17 protein-coding genes are annotated in these 20,111 nt (G+C 67.2%); 6 read left to right on the top strand and 11 right to left on the bottom strand.

Going from position 1 to position 20,111, the window contains the following annotated elements; genetic code table 11:
• Window positions 1-105: 105 nt before the first annotated feature.
• The 4 genes from WFI54_RS09470 (at window position 106) to WFI54_RS09455 (ending at window position 5,172) form a co-directional block, all read left to right on the top strand.
• Complete coding sequence (locus WFI54_RS09470; RefSeq protein ID WP_336652542.1) at window positions 106-1,344, top strand: MFS transporter; 1,239 nt, start codon at window positions 106-108, stop codon at window positions 1,342-1,344.
• 65 nt (window positions 1,345-1,409) lie between these two features.
• The gene (locus WFI54_RS09465; RefSeq protein WP_336652541.1) at window positions 1,410-3,050 is read left to right on the top strand and encodes an amidohydrolase; all 1,641 of its coding nucleotides are present in this window, start codon (window positions 1,410-1,412) and stop codon (window positions 3,048-3,050) included.
• A gap of 161 nt (window positions 3,051-3,211) precedes the next feature.
• Window positions 3,212-4,081 carry an alpha/beta fold hydrolase gene (locus WFI54_RS09460; protein ID WP_336652540.1) on the top strand — a complete coding sequence of 290 codons (870 nt, stop codon included), beginning with the start codon at window positions 3,212-3,214 and terminating at the stop codon, window positions 4,079-4,081.
• 41 nt (window positions 4,082-4,122) lie between these two features.
• On the top strand, window positions 4,123-5,172 hold the full coding sequence (locus WFI54_RS09455; protein ID WP_336652676.1) for a lipoate--protein ligase family protein: 1,050 nt from the start codon (window positions 4,123-4,125) through the stop codon (window positions 5,170-5,172).
• Between the two features lie 60 nt (window positions 5,173-5,232).
• Here WFI54_RS09455 and WFI54_RS09450 read toward each other — a convergent pair whose 3' ends face one another.
• The 3 genes from WFI54_RS09450 to WFI54_RS09440 form a co-directional block, all read right to left on the bottom strand.
• Window positions 5,233-6,195: a quinone oxidoreductase family protein gene (locus tag WFI54_RS09450; protein ID WP_442918564.1), complete on the bottom strand. Its 963-nt coding sequence runs from the start codon at window positions 6,193-6,195 to the stop codon at window positions 5,233-5,235.
• A gap of 121 nt (window positions 6,196-6,316) precedes the next feature.
• Complete coding sequence (locus WFI54_RS09445; RefSeq protein ID WP_336652538.1) at window positions 6,317-8,359, bottom strand: YhgE/Pip family protein; 2,043 nt, start codon at window positions 8,357-8,359, stop codon at window positions 6,317-6,319.
• Window positions 8,356-11,127: an MMPL family transporter gene (locus WFI54_RS09440; RefSeq protein WP_336652537.1), complete on the bottom strand. Its 2,772-nt coding sequence runs from the start codon at window positions 11,125-11,127 to the stop codon at window positions 8,356-8,358. The genes WFI54_RS09445 and WFI54_RS09440 overlap by 4 nt, the downstream gene beginning before the upstream one ends.
• A 137-nt stretch (window positions 11,128-11,264) precedes the next feature.
• Between WFI54_RS09440 and WFI54_RS09435 the strand changes: the two genes are divergently transcribed.
• Both WFI54_RS09435 and dcd read left to right on the top strand, forming a co-directional pair.
• The gene (locus WFI54_RS09435; protein WP_336652536.1) at window positions 11,265-11,954 is read left to right on the top strand and encodes a TetR/AcrR family transcriptional regulator; all 690 of its coding nucleotides are present in this window, start codon (window positions 11,265-11,267) and stop codon (window positions 11,952-11,954) included.
• A gap of 36 nt (window positions 11,955-11,990) precedes the next feature.
• Window positions 11,991-12,596 carry a dCTP deaminase gene (gene dcd, locus WFI54_RS09430; RefSeq protein ID WP_336652535.1) on the top strand — a complete coding sequence of 202 codons (606 nt, stop codon included), beginning with the start codon at window positions 11,991-11,993 and terminating at the stop codon, window positions 12,594-12,596.
• 79 nt (window positions 12,597-12,675) lie between these two features.
• On the opposite strand, the gene WFI54_RS09425 is transcribed toward dcd, so the two are convergent.
• The 8 genes from WFI54_RS09425 to WFI54_RS09390 form a co-directional block, all read right to left on the bottom strand.
• Complete coding sequence (locus WFI54_RS09425; RefSeq protein ID WP_336652534.1) at window positions 12,676-14,760, bottom strand: cytochrome c oxidase assembly protein; 2,085 nt, start codon at window positions 14,758-14,760, stop codon at window positions 12,676-12,678.
• Window positions 14,761-14,911: 151 nt separating this feature from the next.
• A complete protein-coding gene (locus WFI54_RS09420) occupies window positions 14,912-15,190 on the bottom strand; it encodes an HU family DNA-binding protein (protein WP_017884001.1) in 279 nt (92 codons plus the stop codon).
• Between the two features lie 283 nt (window positions 15,191-15,473).
• A complete protein-coding gene (gene rpsN / locus WFI54_RS09415) occupies window positions 15,474-15,779 on the bottom strand; it encodes a 30S ribosomal protein S14 (protein ID WP_336652533.1) in 306 nt (101 codons plus the stop codon).
• A gap of 2 nt (window positions 15,780-15,781) precedes the next feature.
• Window positions 15,782-15,949 carry a 50S ribosomal protein L33 gene (gene rpmG, locus WFI54_RS09410; protein WP_017884003.1) on the bottom strand — a complete coding sequence of 56 codons (168 nt, stop codon included), beginning with the start codon at window positions 15,947-15,949 and terminating at the stop codon, window positions 15,782-15,784.
• Window positions 15,949-16,185 carry a 50S ribosomal protein L28 gene (gene rpmB / locus WFI54_RS09405; RefSeq protein WP_042544302.1) on the bottom strand — a complete coding sequence of 79 codons (237 nt, stop codon included), beginning with the start codon at window positions 16,183-16,185 and terminating at the stop codon, window positions 15,949-15,951. Before rpmB ends, rpmG begins: the two co-directional genes overlap by 1 nt.
• Window positions 16,186-16,384: 199 nt before the next feature.
• On the bottom strand, window positions 16,385-17,575 hold the full coding sequence (locus WFI54_RS09400) for a hypothetical protein (protein ID WP_336652532.1): 1,191 nt from the start codon (window positions 17,573-17,575) through the stop codon (window positions 16,385-16,387).
• Window positions 17,572-18,630, bottom strand: a complete 1,059-nt coding sequence (locus WFI54_RS09395) for a virulence RhuM family protein (protein WP_336652531.1) — start codon at window positions 18,628-18,630, stop codon at window positions 17,572-17,574. Before WFI54_RS09395 ends, WFI54_RS09400 begins: the two co-directional genes overlap by 4 nt.
• A gap of 98 nt (window positions 18,631-18,728) precedes the next feature.
• The gene (locus WFI54_RS09390; protein WP_336652530.1) at window positions 18,729-20,009 is read right to left on the bottom strand and encodes a dicarboxylate/amino acid:cation symporter; all 1,281 of its coding nucleotides are present in this window, start codon (window positions 20,007-20,009) and stop codon (window positions 18,729-18,731) included.
• Window positions 20,010-20,111 lie beyond the last annotated feature (102 nt).

Below are 20,111 nucleotides of genomic sequence, written 5' to 3'. Positions count from 1 at the left end.
TCCTTTCGCGTTCCTGCTTGACAGATCCTCCCACAGGAGCCACGATATTCACATTAACCGAAATGATTTCGGTTTTCCCGCCAGAGCCGCCGGAGAAGAGATCCCGTGAATACGCACACCGCCACCCCCATCGCCGACCCCCGCTTTCCGTTGACGCTGCGCAACGGCAGCGCGACCTTCCTCATCGCGCTCGCCAGCCTGATGATGGCGAACCTCGCACCCTTCATCATGACCGCACTCGGCGCGCTCGGATTCGACATCATCGAGAGCGGCAACGTGCTCACCTGGGCGCTGCTGGCCTCCGCGGTCGTCGGCCTCGCCACCGCCCGGCTCGCCTCGGGCCGCGCCCGCCGCCCCTTGGCCATGGCCGGTCTCGCCCTCGCAGTAGTCGCCTTCACCGCCGCAGCACTCGTGCCCGCGCCCGCAGTGACCGTGACGGGCCTCATCGTCGGCGGCGCCGGAGTCGGTGCCGCGATCTCCACCTCGGGCGCCGCGATCGCGGCACTCAGGAACCCCAACCGGGTGGCGGCCACCAGCGGCCTCGTCAACCGCGTGCTCATTACGATCGTGCTGGCCGTGATCCCGGTGCTCGGCATCACGCAGGGCAGCGTCTTCGGCGCCCTCGCCCTCATCTCCCTCGTCGGTCTCGCCCTCGCTGCCTGGCTGCCCGACTCCCCCGAACACGCCGAACCGGCCGACGTAACCACCAGTCTGCAGATCGCCGAACCGCGGCGCATCACCATCGCCGGCATCGCAATCCTGCTGGTGTTCCCGCTCTGGGGAACGAGCGAAGACGCGATTTGGACGATGGCGCCCGCGCTCGGTGCGGCGGTCGGCCTCGGCGAGCAGCCGCTCGGCTTCGCGCTGAGCCTTGCCGCGGCTGGTGGCATCATCGGCATGCTGATCGTCACCGTGCTCGGCAACCGCATCGGCCGGGCCGTGCCGCTCGCCGTCGCACTCGCCGTCGGCGGCGCCCTCAAGATCTGGATCGGCTTCGCCGCCGACCCCGCTCTGCTCGCCGCGCTGATCATCGCCGTCAACACGGTCTACGCTTTTGCGTTCACGCTCTACATCGCAACTGCAGCTGGACTCGACGCCCGAGGCCGCTGGTCCGGGCCCCTGCTGGGCGCGTATCTCGTCGGTTCGAGTTTCGCGCCGCTCATCGGTGGGGCGTTCATCGAGTGGTTCGGGGTTCCCGTGTTCACCCTCGTCACCGGCCTCATCAGCTTTGCCGTGATCATCCCGACCGTCATCATCGCGCGGGTGTCGGTCGGCGCGGAGCGCGCACTCGCACGATCCGCCGCAGCCGAATCTCCCGCACCCACCGTGCCTGCCGAGGCCTGAGCCCACAGTACCCAGCGGCTACGATCGACAGCATCACCCCTACCACCCCACGAAAGCGAGCTCCCTTGACTGCCACCACCACGATCTACCGCAATGCTTCGGTCTTCACCGGCGATGCGTCCGCTGCTCCCCGCGAGAGCTTCGCGGTGCGCGAGGGGCGGATCCTCGCGGCGGGCGACCTCGATGCGGTGCGTCTGGCCGCAGGCGACGCGGAGGAGATCGATCTGGGCGGTGCTCTGGTCACTCCCGGCGTCATCGAGGGTCACTCGCACATGCTGATGCTGGGCGAATCACTGACGAAGGTGCAGCTGCGCGACGCGAAAACCGTCGCCGAGGTGCAGGAGCGCCTCGCTGCCGCCCGTGCGGCCAACCCCGATGCGCCGCGCGTGCTGGGCACGAGCTGGCTGTTCGACATCTTCGAGGAGGGCGAGCGCCCCACGGCCGCAATGCTCGACGCCGCGGTGTCTGATGTGCCCGTGATTCTCGACGCGAACGATCTGCACTCGGTGTGGGCCAACACGGCGGCTCTTGAGGCCATGGGCATCACCCGTGACACCCCTGATCCTGTGGGTGGCGAGATTGTGCGTGATGAAAATGGGGATGCGACGGGCTTCCTGATCGAGACGGCTGCGGTGCAGTTCGCGTGGAGGTATCTCGACGAGGTCACCACCGATGCGGATCGCGATCGTTTCCTTGCGGCAGCGTTTGCCGCGTACCTCGAGACCGGCGTGACCGGCGCCACCGAGATGTCGTTCGGGCACGCCGATCTCGCGACCTACCGTCGCCTGCTCGATCGTGACGGTCGCCTGCCGTTCCCGGTGAACGCTCACTGGATGCTGACCGCGACGGGCAACCTCGACACAGATCTCGCCCAGATCGATGAGGTTGCACGGCTGCGTGATGAGGTCGCTGCGCAATATGGCGATGAGTGGTTGCGGATCGCGGGCGTGAAGTTCATCCTCGACGGCGTGATCGACGCCTGCACCGCCACGATGCGCGCACCCTACGCGAACGGCGATCTGCCCGGCCCCATCTGGGAGCGCGAGTTCGCGCTGCCCACCGCTGTCGCGGCTGATGCTGCGGGGCTGCAGCTCGCGCTGCACGCGATCGGCGACGAGGCGAGCACGATCGCGCTCGACATGGTGCAGGAGTGCGTGCGCGTGAATGGTCCGCGTGCGGATCGCCGCCCCCGTGTCGAGCACCTTGAGTCGGTGGCCGACGACACGATCGCCCGCATGGCCGCCCTGGGCGTGACCGCGTCGATGCAGCCGGTGCACTGCGATCCCGCCGTGCTCGACAACTGGCAGGCGGTGCTCGGTGATGAGCGCGCACACACGGGCTTCCCGTGGCACAAGTTCCGTGATGCGGGCGTGCTGCTCGCACTCGGCACCGACGCACCCACCGCGCCCCACGAGGCGCCAAACAACCTGTTCATCGCGCTCACCGCGAAGTCGGCGCTGGATCGCAGCCGCGACGCGTACCAGCCGCAGCGCGTGTTCACCCCGGCAGAGGCCCTTGAAGCACTCACGCTGGGCACGGCGACCGCGACGCGTCGTGAGGGCGAGGTCGGCCGTATCGCTGCCGGCTATCGGGCGACCGTGGTGGTGTGGTCCGCAAACGCGCTGACCGACGCACCTGAAACGCTGCTCGATACTGAGGCGGCCCTCACGCTCGTCGACGGCGAGGTCATGCACGGCACGGTGTAACCCCAGGCGGGCAGCCCCTTCCTTCGATATGGGATCTGCCGTTCCTATGCCCGATCCGCCCTGGATCGACATAGCGACGGCAGATCCCATATCTCTTGCTGCCGCCCCGCAGCACCCATTCCGCCCTGGCGCCGCCCAGGCCCGCCCGCCAGAATGAGTGCATGACGACTGAAGCACCGGGCTACACCGAGTTCAGCTATACCGACGCGCACGGCATCGAAATCGCGGCCTACGAGTGGACTGCTGATGAGCCCATCGGGGTCGTGCAGATCGCGCACGGCGTGGGCGAACATGCCAAGCGCTATGACGCCTTTGCCCGCGCCCTCACCAAGGCGGGCTTCACCGTCTACGCCGACGATCATCGCGGCCACGGCGAGACCGGGCGCCGGCAGCACGGGGGCGAGCTGTCGAAGCTCGGGCGACTCGGCCCGGGCGGCCTGCGGGCGGCCGAGGCCGCGATCCTGCAGCTCACCGGCATTGCCCGTGAGCGGCACCCTGGGCTTCCGGTCGTGATGTTCGCTCACTCGTGGGGATCGCTCATGGCGCAGCGCATCGTGAACGAGCACCCACTGGCCTGGGACGCTCTGGTGCTCTCCGGCTCGGCGTTCCGCACCTTCAAACACATGGAGAGCGGCGACCTCAACGCGAAATGGAAGACCGAGGGCGCCAACGGCTTCGAGTGGCTGAGCCGCGACGCCGCAACTACGCAGGCCTTCATCGCCGACGAGCTCTGCTTCAGCGCCGACATTGCGCGGCTTTTCGGTGTGGCCGACTCGCTGCGACTGTTCGGCAAGCCGGGGCCGGGCATTCCGAGCGAGCTGCCGATCCTGATCGTGTCGGGCAGCGAAGATCCGCTCACCAGGGGTGACGGTCTGCGACAGCTCGCCGACGCCTACCGCAAGCGCGGAGTGCGCGACGTCACCGTGAAGATTTACCCTGACGCGAGGCACGAAACCCTGAACGAGACCAATCGCGACGAGGTGTTCGCGGATCTCATCACCTGGATGGTGGATCGCGTCGCTGCTGAGTAGTGCGGTGTTTGCGCCGGGAGGCGTACGCTGAGTGCATGAGCATGCACGGTGAGTACAAGGTTCCCGGCGGCAAGCTGGTGGTCGTCGACTTCGACGTGGTCGGAGGGCGCATCAGCGGCTTCACGCTCTCGGGAGATTTCTTCCTCGAACCCGACGACGCGCTCGGCTGTATCAACAGCGCCGTCGAGGGCATGAACCCATCGAGCACGATCGAGGAGTTCGCCGAGGCGATCCGTGGCGCACTCCCCTCCGAGGTGCACCTGCTCGGTTTCACGCCCGGCTCAGTGGGGGTGGCGATCCGCCGCGCGATCACCGGCGCCGCCCACTGGCGCGACTACGACTGGCAGATTCTGCACGAGCCGCCCATCTCGCCCGTGCTCAATGCGGCCCTCGACGAGGTGCTCACAGCGGCCGTAGGCGAGGGGTTGCGCGGCCCCACGCTGCGCATCTGGGAGTGGAACGCACCCGCCGTGTTCATCGGCAGTTTCCAGTCGGTGAAGAACGAGGTCGATGAGGAGCAGGCCGCGGCTCACGGCGCGCAGATCGTACGCCGCATCTCCGGCGGCGGTGCGATGTACATGGCACCCGAGGCGTGCATCACCTACGCCCTGTACGTGCCCGGCGAGCTGGTGCGCGGCATGAGCTTCGCCGACTCATACGCCTACCTCGACGAGTGGGTGCTGGAGGCGCTGCAGGCGCTCGGCATCGACGCGCACTACAAGCCGCTCAACGACATCACGAGCCCGCAGGGAAAGATCGGCGGCGCGGCCCAGAAGCGGCTCGGATCTGGTGCGGTGCTGCACCACGTCACGATGGCCTACGACATGGATCCTGAGGTGATGACCCAGGTGCTGCGGATCGGGCGCGAGAAGCTCTCCGACAAGGGCACGACAAGCGCGCAAAAGCGGGTGGACCCGCTGCGCAGCCAGACCGGCCTCAGCCGTGAGGAGATCATCGAGAAGATGGTCGAGGTGTTCAAGCAGCGCCACGGCGGCACCGCAAGCGAAGTCACTGAGGGCGAGTGGGATGCTGCGGAGCGGCTGGTCGAGCAGAAGTTTCTGACGGAGGCGTGGATCAGGCGCGTGCCCTGAGCTCGGTGGCATCGCCCGCACCGTATCCGGCCGACGTCGCCCGCACCGGGCGCGCGGGCGTCAGGGTTCGAGGATCACTTTGCCCGTTGTAGCGCGGGATTCGAGGGCAGTGTGGGCGTCTGCGGCTTCCGCGAGCGGGAAGCGCGCTCCGATGCGCACGTCGAGGCTGCCGTCGGCGATCGCGTCGAAGAGGTCGCGATAGCGAGCCTCGCGCTCCTCTGGGGTGCGCAGAAAGTGTCCCATCGAGGGGCGGGTGACCGAGAGGGATCCGCCCGCGTTCAACCGCTGCAAGTCGAACGGCGGCACCGGGCCGCTCGCCGCCCCGAACAACACCAGTTCACCGCGCACCCGCAGCGACCGCAAGGAGTCGTCGAAGGTCTGCTTGCCCACCCCGTCGTAGACGACGGCAACCCCTTCGCCGCCGGTGAGCTCACGCACCCGCTCGGCGAAACCGCCGTAGTCGATCACCTCGTCGGCACCAGCGCCGCGGCTCAGCGCGCGTTTCTCGGGTGTGGAAGCCGTGGTCAGCACGCGCACACCGCGCCGCACGAGCAGTTGCGTGAGCAGCAGGCCCACACCGCCGGCACCGGCGTGCACGAGCACGGTGTCGCCGGGCTGCGGCTGCGCAGCAGAGACCGACAGGTAGTGGGCGGTGAGGCCCTGCAGGGGCAGCGCCGCGGCGGTGTCGGCAGCGATGCCCTCGGGCACACGCACCGCACGATCAGCGCCCACCACGAACTGTTCGGCATACGTTGCGCGCGCCTCAGCTGTGGTGATCAAGTCACCCACGGCAAAGCCCGCAACGCCCGCGCCCACGGCGATCACCCGGCCGCTCGCCTCAGCACCGGGTGTGAACGGGAAGCCCACCCGGTAGGCGCCGGAGCGCTGATACGTCTCGATGAAGTTGACTCCGGTGGCGGCGGTGCGCACGAGCAACTCGCCTGGTCCCGGCGCAGGCTCGGGCAACTCACGCAGTTCGAGCACCTCCGGGCCGCCGGCCCGCTCCGCAACGATCGCTCGCATAGTCATACCTCGACCCTACGCCGCCGGCCCGAACGGAACCAGGGGCGTCGGGGCCGGGCAGGGCCAGAGCCGATCTCGGCACGGAGCAATCCCGATCCGCCCCGAGACCGCCGGCCCTGGGCTACCCCTCGGCCCGGGCCGCCTTCCGCACCCGAGCCACCGCGAACGCCGTCAGCGCGAGACCGCCGAGCGCCCACAGTGTCAGCGCGACAGCCGCGCCCGCCGCACCGCTGGCGCCCGTTGCAATCGCCTGGAATCCACCGAGCGCCGCCCCGATCGGGCTCGCATCGCCCACCGCGGCGAGGGGGCCCGGCACGGTCGAGACGATGCCCACAGCGAAAGCCACCACCAGCAGCACGAAGGCGATGAAGCGTCCGAGCCCGCCGAGCAGCGCCGAAAGCCCCTGCACCACGAGGGCGAACGCAATGCCCGCGAGCAGCGCCAGCCCGAAGAACGCCGAAGCGCGCCCCAGGTCGTAGCCGAGCGCCATCGGCAGCACGACGCCCGCGATCGCACCTTGCACAGCACCCAGCGCCACCGCCGGCACCGCGCTGCGCAGCGTGATCCGCCCGATGCCGCGAGCGGCCTCGCGGGTGCGGCGCCACAGCGGCGCAAGCACCAGGAACATGGCGAGCGCACCAGCCCACAGCGCGATCCCCGCGAAGAGCGGCACACCGGAGGCGTTGAACAGCTCGTCGCTGCCGCCGCGCGCCTCCACAGGCGCAATCGCCGTCTCGGCGAGCTTGTCGCGCTGCGCCTCGGTGTAGTTCGGGATGCCGCTGACGGCCTCGCCGAGCCCACCCGCAAGGTCGCGCGCGCCGGATGCCGACTGCTCCGCGCCGGAAGCCAGCTGCGAGGCACCCTCAGCAAGGGCTGGGGTGCCCGCCGCGAGCTCCGAGGTGCCGGTTGCGAGTTGGGAGGCGCCTGCTGAGAGCGCTGCAGCACCGCTTGAGAACCGAGCGGTTCCTGCGGCGAAATCGGCGACTCCGCCGGCGAACTGTTCGGCACCCGTTGCCAGTTCCTCGGCACCCGTAGCAGCGGCGCGTACACCGCCTGCTAGCTGGGTACCGTTGTTCTTCAACTGCTGCAGGGGAGACTCCGGGGCACCACTCGCCGCACCCTGCAACCGGGCGATGAGCGCATTGAGCTGAGCAACGGCCCCGTCTCGGTCATCGACGGGAATCAAGCCCGCGCTAATCGCATCGCGCAGCTGAGTCAGGGGCCCGACTGCCGCACCAGCCCCGAGCTGCAGCCCGGAGATCGCCTCGTTCACTCCACCGGTGTACTGCTCGACCCCGGTGGCGAGCCCGGCAAGACCTGGGTTTCCGGCCCCATCGCCGCTCGCCAACTGGCGTACGCCGCCCGCGAGCCCACTGGCTCCGGCAGAAAGCTGAGCGGCACCGCCGCTCAGCCCCGCAGCACCCGAAGCCAGCTCCCCCGCGCCGTTCGCCAGCTCCCCGGCACCGCCGGCGAGCTGCTGCGTGCCGTCCGACAGCCGCTGGGTGCCGGTCGCGAGCGATCCTGCCCCTTCGGCGAGCTGCGCGCCACCGTCGGCGAGCTGGGTGGCACCCTCTGCGGCTTTCCCGATGCCGCGGTGCAGTTCGCTCATCCCCACGAACACGCTGCCCACGAACTGCTCGCCGAGCTGCTGGTTCAGCACACTGGTGGCGGTCTGAGTGACGATGCCGCTGAGTGCGGTATCGACGAGTCTGCCGCGGTCGCTCTCGGCGATGTCGATGTGGGCCTGCTCGGCCTGGTCGGGCCCATCAGACAGCGAGGTGGCTGCGGCCGAGAAGTTCTCGGGGATCGTGACGACGGTGGCGTAGCGACCCTCGTCAAGCCCCTGCTGGGCGTCGTCTGCGTCGGTGAGCACCCAGGTGAAGTTGGTGCGCTCGGCGTCGGAGCCGGAGGCAGATCCCGATCCGCCCTCTGACCCGATCAGCTCGCCTGCCAGCACACGGCCGAGCGGCACGGTCTGCCCGTCGACCTCGACAGGCTTGTCCTGGTTGACCACGGCGGCGGTGACCGTGTCGAGTCGCTCCGTGGGGTTCCAGAGCCCCCACAGCAGCACGGCCGCAACGGTGAGCGGCACCAGCACGAGCCCGAGCAGGGTGGTCCAGTGCACAGGCTTGCGACCCCGCAGCGGGGTGAGGGTGGCGGTCATCGGCCAGCTCCTTCCAGGGTGTGCGATTCGGGACCGTGCGGATCACCGGCAGCCAATGGCGGTTGCACAAACACGGTGTCTTCAAGCAGCAGGCGCTCGGCGAGTTCGCGCGATCCGAGCACGATCACCGTGGGCGCCGGGCGCGATCCGCGCACCGCCTCGATCCCCGCTGCGGCGAGCGCCGAATGCGCGCTCTCAACGAGCGCGAGCGGCAGGGGCCGTTCGGCTGCCGCCCGCAGGTCGAGCATCACGATAGCGGGGTGATCCTGCAGTGCTTCGCGCAGCGATTCCGGGGTGGCCCACGCGGTGCGTGCGCGCAGCGACGCGGCGCGTTCAGGCAGCAGCAGACCGTCGACCTTCACCGTGCCGGTGACGATCGGGGCGCGGCCGGTGAGCACTTCTGCGAGCGGAAGGGAGAGTGGATCGCGCGGGTCGAGCAGCAGTGTCTCGCCGGGCGCGATGCGCAGCTCAGGCAGCCGCAGACCGCCGTGCAGCGCGAGCCGCTGCACCGCGACGACGGCGTTCGGCATCTCGGACGGCCAGTCGCGGTGCTCGATCTCGCGTGCGAGACCTTCACCTTCGACGTCGAAGGCCGGCAGCACGCGCGACAGCCAGCGGGGCATCCACCAGGCCCGGTCACCGAGCAGGGCCATCACGGCGGGCACGAGCGTCATCCGCACAATGAAGGCGTCGACGAACACACCGACGGCGAGACCCAGGGCGATCACCTTGATCGACGGGTCGCCCTCGGGCACGAAGGCCGCGAACACCGCAAACATGATGAGCGCGGCGGCGGTGACCACCTTCGCGCTGCCGACAAAACCACGCTGGATCGCGTCACGAGCGCTTGCACCGTGCACGTACTCCTCTCGGATGCGCGATACGAGGAACACCTCATAGTCCATGGCGAGACCGAAGAGCACGCCCATCAGAATGATCGGCATGAAGCTCAGCACGGGCCCGGTCGAGCTGACGTGCAGCAGATCGGCGAACCAGCCCCACTGGAACACCGCAACGACCGCACCGAACGCAGCACCCACCGACAGCAGATAGCCCAGTGTCGCCTTGATGGGCACCCAGACAGAGCGGAACACCATCGCGAGCAGGATCAGCGACAGGCCCACGACGAGCACCCCGAAGGGCAGCAGCGCATGCATGAGCATTTCGGAGACGTCGATGCCAACGGCGGTGAAGCCGGTGACCGCGAGACTCACCCCGTACTTCTGCTGCCACTCATCGTGATGCTCGCGCAGCGTGTGCACCAGCTCGGTGGTGCTCTCAGCGTGCGGCCCCTCCTCGGGCACCACCTGGATGATGCCGGTGTCAGCGCCCCGGTTGGGCGTCGAGAGCGGCACATCGGCCACACCGGGCACGGCACGCACTTCATCGGCGAGGTCAGCCATGAGACCGAGGGGATCCGTGCTCGTGATGATCGAGCCGGTGAGCAACAGCGGCCCGTTGTGGCCCTCACCGAAGTGCTCGCCGGTCAGTTCGTAGGTGACGCGGGCCGGATCGTCGGCGGGCAGCGAGGTGGCGTTGGGCAGCGCGAGCCGCAGGTCGAGCGCTGGTACGGCGGCGATGCCGAGCGCGACGAGCACGGCCGCGATGGTGAGCAACGGACGGCGGGTGACGACGCGCACCCAGCCCGCGAAGAAGCGGTCGGCACGGGAGGATGCGGGGGCCGCAGCGGAGTGCACCGCAGCGGCGTCAGCGGTGTCGGATGCTGCGGCGAGCGCGATCCGCTGCCGCTTGGGCAGGATGCGCATCCCGGCCATCGCCATGATCGCAGGAGTGAGCGTCACCGAGATGAGCACGGCGACGGCGACCGCCGCAGCCGCGGCGACGCCGAGCGCGGTGAGGAAGGGAATCCCCGCCACGGCCAGGCCCACGAGCGCGATGATGACGGTGAGGCCGGCGAACACGACCGCCGATCCGCTGGTGGCGGTTGCCCGCGCAATCGACTCGTCGACAGCGGTGCCTGCCCGCAGCTGCTCCTGGTGGCGGCTCACGATGAACAGCGTGTAGTCGATGCCAACGGCGAGGCCCAGCATGAGGGCGAGCATCGGGGTGGTGGAGGTCAGATCGGCGAACGCCGTAACCAGGAAGAGCCCCGCGATTGAGACGGCAACGCCGAGAATCGCGATGAGGAGGGGCATGCCGGCGGCGATGAGCGAACCAAGGGTGAGGATCAGCACTACGAACGCGATCACCACGCCGATGGCCTCGGTGGGGCTGATGCCGGGCACGGCGGCGGAGAAGGCTTCGCCGCCATAAGAGGTTTCGGCGCCCTGCGGGAGGTGATCCCGGATGGTGTCGGTGACCCGCTCAATGCCCGCGACTGTGGCGTCAGAGACGCTGCTCACCTCACCCTCGATCTGCACGGTGATCAGCGCGGCGCTGCCGTCCTCGGCGAGCCCTCCGCCCTGCTCGCTGAAGGGGGTTTGCACGGCGGTGACCCCGTCGACCTGTTCGAGTTCGGCCGCAGCGTCGTCGATAATGCGCTCGTAGGCGGGGTCATCGGCGCGCTGGCCATCGGCTGCGACCACGATGATGGTGGCGCTCGTGCCGCTAACCTCGGGGAAGGTGCGGCTGAGCTCGGTGATGGCCTGCTGTGACTCGGTGCCGGGAATGGTGATGGGCGCGTTGGCGCCCTGCCCGAAGAGCGCGGCACCGGTGCCGAGCAGCGCGAGCAGCACGATCCACAGACCGAGCACGAGGAAGCGGGCGCGGGTCGCCCAGCGTCCGAGGGCGTAGAGCAGCGTCGACATGCGTGCCTTTCGGTGGCGGCGCGGGCAGGATGATGCGATGCACGAGCGCACCGCTTCGATACACCAGTGTATGCGTTCCGATACACCGATGTATCGGAACGTTCCCAGCTTCGGATGCGCGTGAGAGAATGACAGGCATGTTCTCCGCCGTCGACCCCACAGCGCCCGGCGCTGCCGTGGACCCGGCACTCAGCGCTCGTCGCCAGGAGACCCGCAACCGGCTGCTCGATGCGGCGGCCGAGGTCTTCACCGAAGAAGGCCTGCAGGGCGCCACCGTCGAGCAAGTGTGCAGCCGCGCCGGGTTCACCAGAGGCGCGTTCTACTCGAACTTCTCCAGCAAGGAGGAGCTGTTCCTCGCCACCCTGCAGCACCAGTACCAACGACGCGCGACACAGCTCACCCAACGCGCTGAAAGCCTCCTCCCCCATCTGCAGAGCTGCGCCGAGCCCCTGCAACCGGCCGAGGTCGCCGGCTACGTGCAGGAGTTTCTCTCTCCGCTCGAGGCCGAATCGGCCTGGTTCGCACTCGAAACCGAGTTCATGTTGCTCGCCATGCGCGACCCCGAACTCGCGCCACCAGGCTTCGCGGGATTCCTCGACTCGCTGAAGGGCGAACTGGCCGAGGTCGTCGAGAAACTGGTCGACGCGGCAGGCCGTCGCTTCGTGCTTCCAGTCGAGCGTGCCCTCGCCGCCTTTGACGGCCTGTACGATCGGTCAGCGCGGCTCGCTGCGATCTCTGGCGGGAGTGCCCACGTCGGAGCGGAAGACCTCGGCGAGCGCATCACCGAACTGCTCTTCGTGCTCACCGAAGAGGTACAGGGCAACTGATCCGCCCCGCAGCCGCCCTCGCATAGAATCGATCGCGTGCTGCTCTCCGATCACGACATCAACGCCGAACTCTCCTCCGGGCGCATCGGCCTCACGCCCAGCGAGGCCTCGATGGTGCAGCCGTCGAGCGTCGACGTGCGCCTCGACCGCTACTTTCGGCTCTTCGACAACCACAAGTACGCGGTCATCGACCCGGCAGTCGAGCAGCCCGAGCTGACCCGCCTCATCGAGGTCGACCCCGCAGAGGGCTTCATTCTGCACCCCGGCGAATTCGTGCTCGGCTCCACCTTCGAGAAAGTCTCCCTGCCCGACGACGTCGCAGCCCGCCTCGAAGGCAAAAGCTCACTCGGCCGCCTCGGCCTGCTCACGCACTCCACCGCTGGCTTCATCGACCCCGGCTTCGAAGGGCACGTCACCCTCGAACTCTCCAACGTCGCGACCCTGCCGATCCGCCTCTGGCCCGGCATGAAGATCGGCCAGCTCTGCTTCTTCAAGCTCTCCTCGCCCGCCGACAGGCCCTACGGAGCGGGAGCCACCTTCTCGCGCTACCTCGGCCAGCGCGGCCCCACAGCCTCACGCTCGCACCTCAATTTCCACCGCGCCGACGTCACCGTCACCGACGAGGGCGCACCGGGGGCGTAACCGACTCCGGTCGCAGCACGCAGGCTCCCAGCCGAGCGCAGCATCGCGCGGGGCCGCTCACACCCCGCGCGATCCGCCCTCACACTCCCGGAGTCGCGCGCCCCGACGCCCGCACCCGCTCATCGCGTTCAGCCTGCGCGGCGAGCATCGCGTTGTACGCCTGCAGTTCTGCGTCACCCGAGCGCTCCTCGGCGCGATCCTTGCGCTTCTGCTCCTTCGCATCGCTGCGAGACCACTGCACTGCCACCACGAGCGCGAGCGCGAGCGTCGGCAGCTCACCGATGCCCCACGCGATCCCGCCACCCGTCGACTGATCTTCGAGCGGTGTGGCCCCCCAAGTGCGGCCCATCGCGCCGTACCAGTCGGCGAGCAGCAGCCCGTCGCCGGTCATCAGGGTCACACCGAAGAAGGCGTGCGACGCCATCGTTGCGAACAGCGTCACGAGGCGCAGCGGGTACGGGAAGCGGTAGGGTACGGGGTCGACGCCCACCATCGACAGGCTGAACAGGTATCCCGCGATGAGGAAGTGGATGATCATCCACTGGTGCCCCAGGTGCTCCTGTGCCGCCCAACGCGCAATCGGAGTGAAGTAGAACACCCACAGCGACCCCGAGAAGACCACCGCTGCCACGGCGGGGTGCGTGATGATCTTCGAGTAGGGGGTTGCTACGGCCCACAGAATCCACTCGCGCCCACCCCAAGAACCATCGGTGCGCCGCTCCACAGCGCGCAACGCGAGGGTGACGGGCGCACCGAGCACGAGCATCAGCGGAATCAGCATGGTGAGCATCATGTGGCCCAGCATGTGCACGCTGAACAGGTACTGCTCGTAGGCGTTGAGCGCTCCGTTCGTCGTGTAGAACAGCAGCAGCATGCCGAGCAGCCACGAGATCGTGCGGCCCACCGGCCAGCGGTCACCGCGGCGAGCGAGACGGATCACGCCGGCCAGATAGAGTGCCGCCCCGAACACGCACACCAGCACCCAGGCGAGGTCGAATTTCCACACGGTGAGATAGCTCTCGAAGGTGAGTTCGGGAGGCAGCGGATCGCCGGTCAGCCATTCAGCTGGACTGATCCGGCCGCCCTGGTCACGTGCGGGCTCCAGCGCAACGGGCGTCGCCGTGCGGCCGAGCGCGCCGGCAACGCCGCTCGCCACACCCATCACAGCAAGCTCGGCCAGCACAAACCACACGAAGATGCGCGTGCCCCCGCTCGCGATGCGCGGAATCAAGCGCGTGCGCTGCACCGCACCGAACACGCCCAGCACCACGAGCGCCGCGGTCTTGAGCAGCACCAGCTGCCCGTAGCCGGTGCCGAACAGCGCGTCGAACGACCCGATGCGCAGCCAGGCACTCACGACACCCGATGCCACCACGCCAACGAACGCGAACAGCGCCAGCGTTGAATAGCGGGCGGTGAGCACCGCGAGCCGCTGCTTGTCGACAACCCGGGCCACGAAGATCAGGGTGAGCAGGCCGCCCAGCCACACCGCGGCCCCGAGCAGGTGCACGAGCAGCGAGTTCACGGCCAGGCCGTGCCCGGAGGCACCCGCAGCATGCCCCTGCTGAGCCAGCGGCAGCGTAGTGAGCAGGGCGGCGACGAGCACGAGCAGGGTCAGCCGGCGGCCGCGGATCGCGAATGCGAGCACGGTGGTGACCGCAGCCAGCAGCAGTTCGATCATCCACAGCTGCCCGAGTTCGATCTCGGTCACGAACATCGCGAGCCCCGCCCCGAACTGCGGATCCGGTGAGAACGGCTGGCCCGAAACGTCGACGTAGGTGAAGAGGATCGTCGCAGCGCTCGCCACGGTGAGCACCGCGGCCGAGGCGGCGGCGAGGTCCATCGCCGCTCGCGTCTCCGCCGGCGGCTCCGATGCGCGGCGTCCGTCGCTGCTGCGGGCATCACTCGTGCGCGCTTTCGAGCCGTGGCCGGGGACGGCGGTGCCCGCAAGCGCCCAGACCGCCATCACGACAGAGCCGATGAGGCCAGCCATCGATACGTTCACGAGGGTGCGCGAGAGCGGAACACCGAATCGCACGAGCGTGCCCGGGTCTGCGAGCGTACGCTCGTCGGCGGCTCCACCGATCCCGAGCCCGATGAACAACGCCACGAGGGTCGCCGCGAGCAAAAGGGCAGGAGCGAGCACGCGCAGATATCGGGGCACCGAACCAGCCTAACGCGGCAAGCCTGATGTCTCCTTCGGAAGGCCCGGGCCGCCCTGCACTCTCTCCTGGGCATGCCCCTGCTCTTCGCCCGGAAACGCAGAAGACCCCGGCGACGACGAGCGTCGGCCGGGGTCTTCTGAGGTGAAGAAGTTACTTCACGGCAGCCTTGAGCTTCGAGCCGACCGACACCTTGACGCGCTTGCCAGCGGGGATCTCGATGGTCTCGCCGGTGCGGGGGTTGCGGCCGGTGCGGGCAGCGGTGGTCGCGGTCTCGAAGGAGATCCAGCCCGGGATCGACACCTTGTCGCCACCGGCGACGGTCTCGGAGACGGCGGCGAAGAGGCCGTCGATCACGCTCGAAACGGCGGCCTGGCTCTGGCCGGTCTCTGCGGCGATCTTGGCAACGAGCTCAGTCTTGTTGAGTGCCATGTTGTGTCCTTCCAGGGCATCGACGCGAGGCGTCCGCCCCTGATCTGGTTCAGGTGGCCCCGCCCGGTGGGTGAGGCCGATCGGTTGATCGCGTACGAATCTACCCTAGTTCGGCGGAATCCTGCGGATCTTGCGCCGTTTTCACCGCAGAAACCCTGAAAAAGGGGGCGGAATCCCAGGCTGCGCACCTCACATACGCGAAACGGGCGCGGATACCTGAGGATCCGCGCCCGTTCGTCAGCCGGTGGCGGCCGCGTTCAGCGGTCGTACCGTCTGTGGCCTGTTACCAGGACGACTTGGTGATGCCGGGCAGCTCGCCACGGTGCGCCATGTCGCGGAAGCGAACACGCGAAACGCCGAACTTCGACAGGACGCCACGGGGGCGGCCGTCGATGACGTCGCGGCTGCGCACGCGCACCGGCGAAGCGTTGCGGGGGAGCTTCTGCAGGCCCACGCGAGCGGCCTCGCGGCTCTCGTCGGTCCCGTTGGGGTCGACGAGGGCCTTCTTCAGCTCAGCGCGCTTCTCCGCGTAGCGGTCGACGATCGCCTGGCGCTGCTTGTTCTTCGCAATCATGCTCTTCTTCGCCATGATTAACGCTCCTCTCGGAACTCGACGTGCTTGCGGATGACCGGATCGTACTTCTTGAGCACGAGGCGATCGGGGGTGTTGCGACGGTTCTTCTTCGTCACGTAGGTGAACCCGGTGCCCGCGGTCGAGCGGAGCTTGATGATCGGACGTACGTCCTTGTCCTTCGCCATTAGAACTTCACCCCACGCTTCTGCAGATCAGCAACGACGGACTCGATGCCACGGGCATCGATGACCTTGATGCCCTTGACCGACAGGGTGAGGGTCACCTTGCGGCCGAGCGACGGCACGTAGTAGGTCTTCTTCTGGATGTTCGGATCGAACCGACGCTTGGTGCGACGGTGCGAGTGCGAGATGTTGTGACCGAAGCCGGGAACGGCGCCTGTCACCTGGCACACTGCTGCCATGGTGTTTCCTCTCATACCGTGAGGCCGGACGGCCTCACCCAAGATTTCTTGTCTGCAGGAACCCCGGCTTGATGAATCATTCCGGTCTCGAACCGAGCGGTTCCCGCGGTCTGCGCACTGGGACGGCGCACAGCCAAAGATCGAGCTTAGACCAGCATCGCCTCCCACGCAACCCCGGGCGTGTCGCGGCCGGCTATGACTACGACAGTGAGTCGCCAGAGCGGCCCATCTTCTTCGGCCTTCTCCGAAAGATCTCAACCCGCACCAGCGGCTGCGCTGCTTCTTCCTTTCGAGCTGCCGCGCACTCGAGTTCATACATTTTTCGTACCTGCACAAGCCAATCGTGAGCTCTCTCAAGCCGCTTTACTGTAGCGGCAAGACGAATCACACGAATGTACGAAAACTGTTCCGCGAACTCCGGAAGCGTGAGCAGCAGCTGAGCAATTGCGACAAGAAGCACAGAAGCGAGCAACGCCCACGACTGCGCCATCCCCGCCGCGATCACAATAATGACCAGCAAGCTAGATCCGAATAGCCCCGCCAGCCACTTCCAGCCCGTCTCAATGGTAGGGCGAGGTGGATAGGCCACTGGGAACGCGCACTGCAAGGAGTAAACAGATATCGGCACTGCGAAGAGGAAGGCCCAGGCCTCACTTGGAATATCGCCGCCGCGCAAGTCTAGAACCAGGCCGAGGTAGGGGAGCAAGACCGACGCGAGTAGGGGAAAGATCCAGAACAAGAGCCATGCTGGCCCAAAGCGCACTATGTTGGGCGCCGAATCGAGGAAGATGCGCTTCTTTTCTGCCGCTTTGCTGTACCGTTCCCACTCTCTCTCGGCCTGCTGCAGCAGGTGGCGGGTCGATCGCTTCAAGTCCACGATCGACGTGAGAAGCGACACGAGCCAGGCTCCTGCCAGTAGCAGAAACATTTCGAGGCTTGTCGTTCCCGCCAGCATGTTCCAGATGACCGTGGCAGACAGAACGGCCGCGGTGAGCGGGATTCCGATCACGATCGCAACAACTAACCGCTGGTTCACAATTGGAAGATCCCTCACACCGCCGGGCGGGAGGGAGAACGCCAAGCCGATGGCGATGGCAGCGACGACTGCGAGATAGCCAAACCCCGGAGCGGTGTCGAATCCTCCCGCGCACTGGGCACACTCATCTGCAGAACCGCCCAGCCACCGAGCGACGAGCTTCACGGCATTATCAAAGTCTTCGCCCAGTTCGGAGGAAATGGCCTGAGCCGCCATAAACGGAAATGCGAGCAGCATCAGCGTGAGTATTGGCCACGCAAGAAACGCGATGAACGTCTCAGAGCGGCTCTGATCCTCATCGCTTGTCGCGGCGCTCACCCCCATTGGCCGCTGGTCTCCCTGGGGATTGCTCACTGCTGCTGCCAGTCGTCGTGCGAGCCTTCGGTGAGCTGCTCGAAGCGGTCGAAGGCGCTGACGTGGTTTCGGTCTTGCACCACGCGGAACTTCTCGAACTCCGAACGCGCATGCAATTCGGCTTGGCCGTGCGATACCGCGCCTGCCCCGGAGAGTACTTCGCGACCGTCAAGCGTCAGGAAGGCATCGAGGTTCTTCGCCCAATCTTCCATGGTCATGGGGATTCTTCGCCTCGCTCGCCCCTCAGCGAGTTCGAGGAAGGCGCTCACCAGGCGGGCGAGTTGATCGAGCTCTTCCGAATCAAGATAGTTTTTTGCGACGTTGACGTCGCGCTGCAGAATCTTGCCGTCAGGAGCGTTCTCCCAAGTCACCATTCCCATGTGAGGCTTATGCGCGTCGGCTCGCTCATGCACCAACTCGGCGGCTGTTCGTCCGTGCACGGCGAAGTGCAGCTTGTTCTGCACGGTGGCGAAGAACGTTCGCGCGAGCGGCGAAGCCGGGTTGTAGTCGAGGCTGGTGGCGAAGATATCGGTCACCTTCTGATGGAACCGGCGCTCCGAAAGGCGGATCTCGCGGATCTCTTCGAGCAAGCGTTCGAAGTAGTCCTCGCCGAGGTAGCTCCCATTTTCCATGCGTTTTCGATCGAGCACATAGCCCGTCAGTGCGAAGTCGCGCAGCACAGTGGTGGCCCACTGTCGAAAATGCGTCGCCCGCTTGGAGTTCACCCGATAGCCCACCGAAATAATCGCGTCGAGATCATAGTGCTGAACGGCGTAATGCTTGCCGTCGGATGCAGGTATCCGGATTTTCCGGATAACTGCAGACTGCTCAAGCTCTCCTTCGCGGAACACGGTCTGCAGATGTTCGCTGATCGTTCGAACATCGACCCCGAATAGCTCGGCCATGAGCTTCTGTGTCAGCCAAATGGTGCCGTCTTCATAACGCGCTTCGATGCTTGCGTCGTCTCTATGTGAGGTGAAGAGCAGGAATTCGACGGTGCTGTTGCGAACGCTTTGCACTCTCGGTGTTGCACCACTTCCGGCGTGGTCAGGCATGTGGCTCCCCTTTCGCGGCACGACTCGAGCGTCGATGTAGTTCCATCCTCTCGCCCACCTCTGACATTCGGCGCACCCTACCCGCACCGAGGTGCGGATCAGCCCAGCGAGTGGCGCTGATCCACGGCACCGTCGATCAGCTCAACCTCTTCATCAGCGCCCTGCTGGGCCTGCTCACCGAGGCGTCCGCGGGTCAACTTGTTCACGATCATCGCGATGGCCCCGTCACCGGTCACATTGGTGGCGGTGCCGAAGCTGTCGAGGGCGATGTAGGCCGCAAACATCAGGCCGACCTCCGCCTCGCCGAAGCCGAGCATCTGCACGAGCAAGCCCGCCGCTGCGGCGATGGCGCCGCCGGGCACGCCGGGAGCGGCAATCATCATCACGCCGAGCATGAGAATGAAGGGGAAGTAGGCCCAGAACGACACGTCGCCGCCGGTGAGCAGCAGCACTGCGATCGAGAAGCAGGTGATCTTCACCATCGAACCCGACAGGTGGATCGTGGCGCAGAGCGGCACCACGAAGCCGGCGACCGAGTCGGACACGCCGTTCTTCTTGGTCGAGGCCAGCGTCACCGGGATCGTGGCAGCCGATGAGGAGGTGCCGAGCGCTGTGAAGTAGGCGTTGCGCATGTTCCAGAGCGCGCGCAGTGGGTTGCTGCCTGACATGGCACCCGCCACCGAGTACTGCAGCAGCAGCACGACCAGCGTCAGCGCGAAGGAGACGATCACCACGAGCAGGAACTTGCCGACGACCTGCAGCGCCGCCCCACTCGCGGAGAGGTCGAGGAAGATACCGAAGATGAACAGGGGCAGGGCGGGCACGATGATGCGGCGGATCAGCGACTCGATGATCGTGCGGAACTCCACCGCGCCGCGGAAGATGACCCGGCTGCGGAACGCCGTGAGCCCGATGCCGACGACGAAGGCGAGCACAAGCGCGCTCATCACGTCGATCACCGGCGACAGCACGATCTCGGTCGCAGCCCCGTCGGGTGCCGCGGTGACGCTGAGGTAGGGGGCGAAGCCAGATCCGCCCTCGTCACCCAGCTCGCGCAGGCCGCCGCCTGCCATCGACGCTGTGAACAGCCATCGGCTCACACCGTAGGCGATCAGGCCCGCAATGACTGTCGAACCGTAGGCGATGGCTGCCGTGATGCCAAGCCATTTGCCTGCGCCGGTGCCGAGTTCGGCGATCGCGGGCGTCACGAGGCCGAGGATGATGAGCGGCACCGCGAAGCCGAGGAAGCCCGAGAAGATCGAGTTGTAGGTGAGGAACACGCCACCGAGCCAGGCCGGCATGACAGGTCCGAGCAGGATGCCGAGCACGATCGCGATGATGATCCAGCCGAGCAGCGGGATGGAACGGAACAGTTTCATGGGATCCTTCTGGGCCGGTGACGGGCGGATCGCGCGGCGCTCGACGGCTCCGGCGAGGGCGCGCCCCGGCTCGGAGCGCTGCAGACAGTGTACGCAGACGGA

It is taken from the genome of Leucobacter sp. MMO-125, from assembly GCF_037148395.1.
In the GTDB taxonomy this organism is placed as follows: domain Bacteria; phylum Actinomycetota; class Actinomycetes; order Actinomycetales; family Microbacteriaceae; genus Leucobacter.
This window is presented reverse-complemented; position numbering and strand designations above follow the sequence as displayed.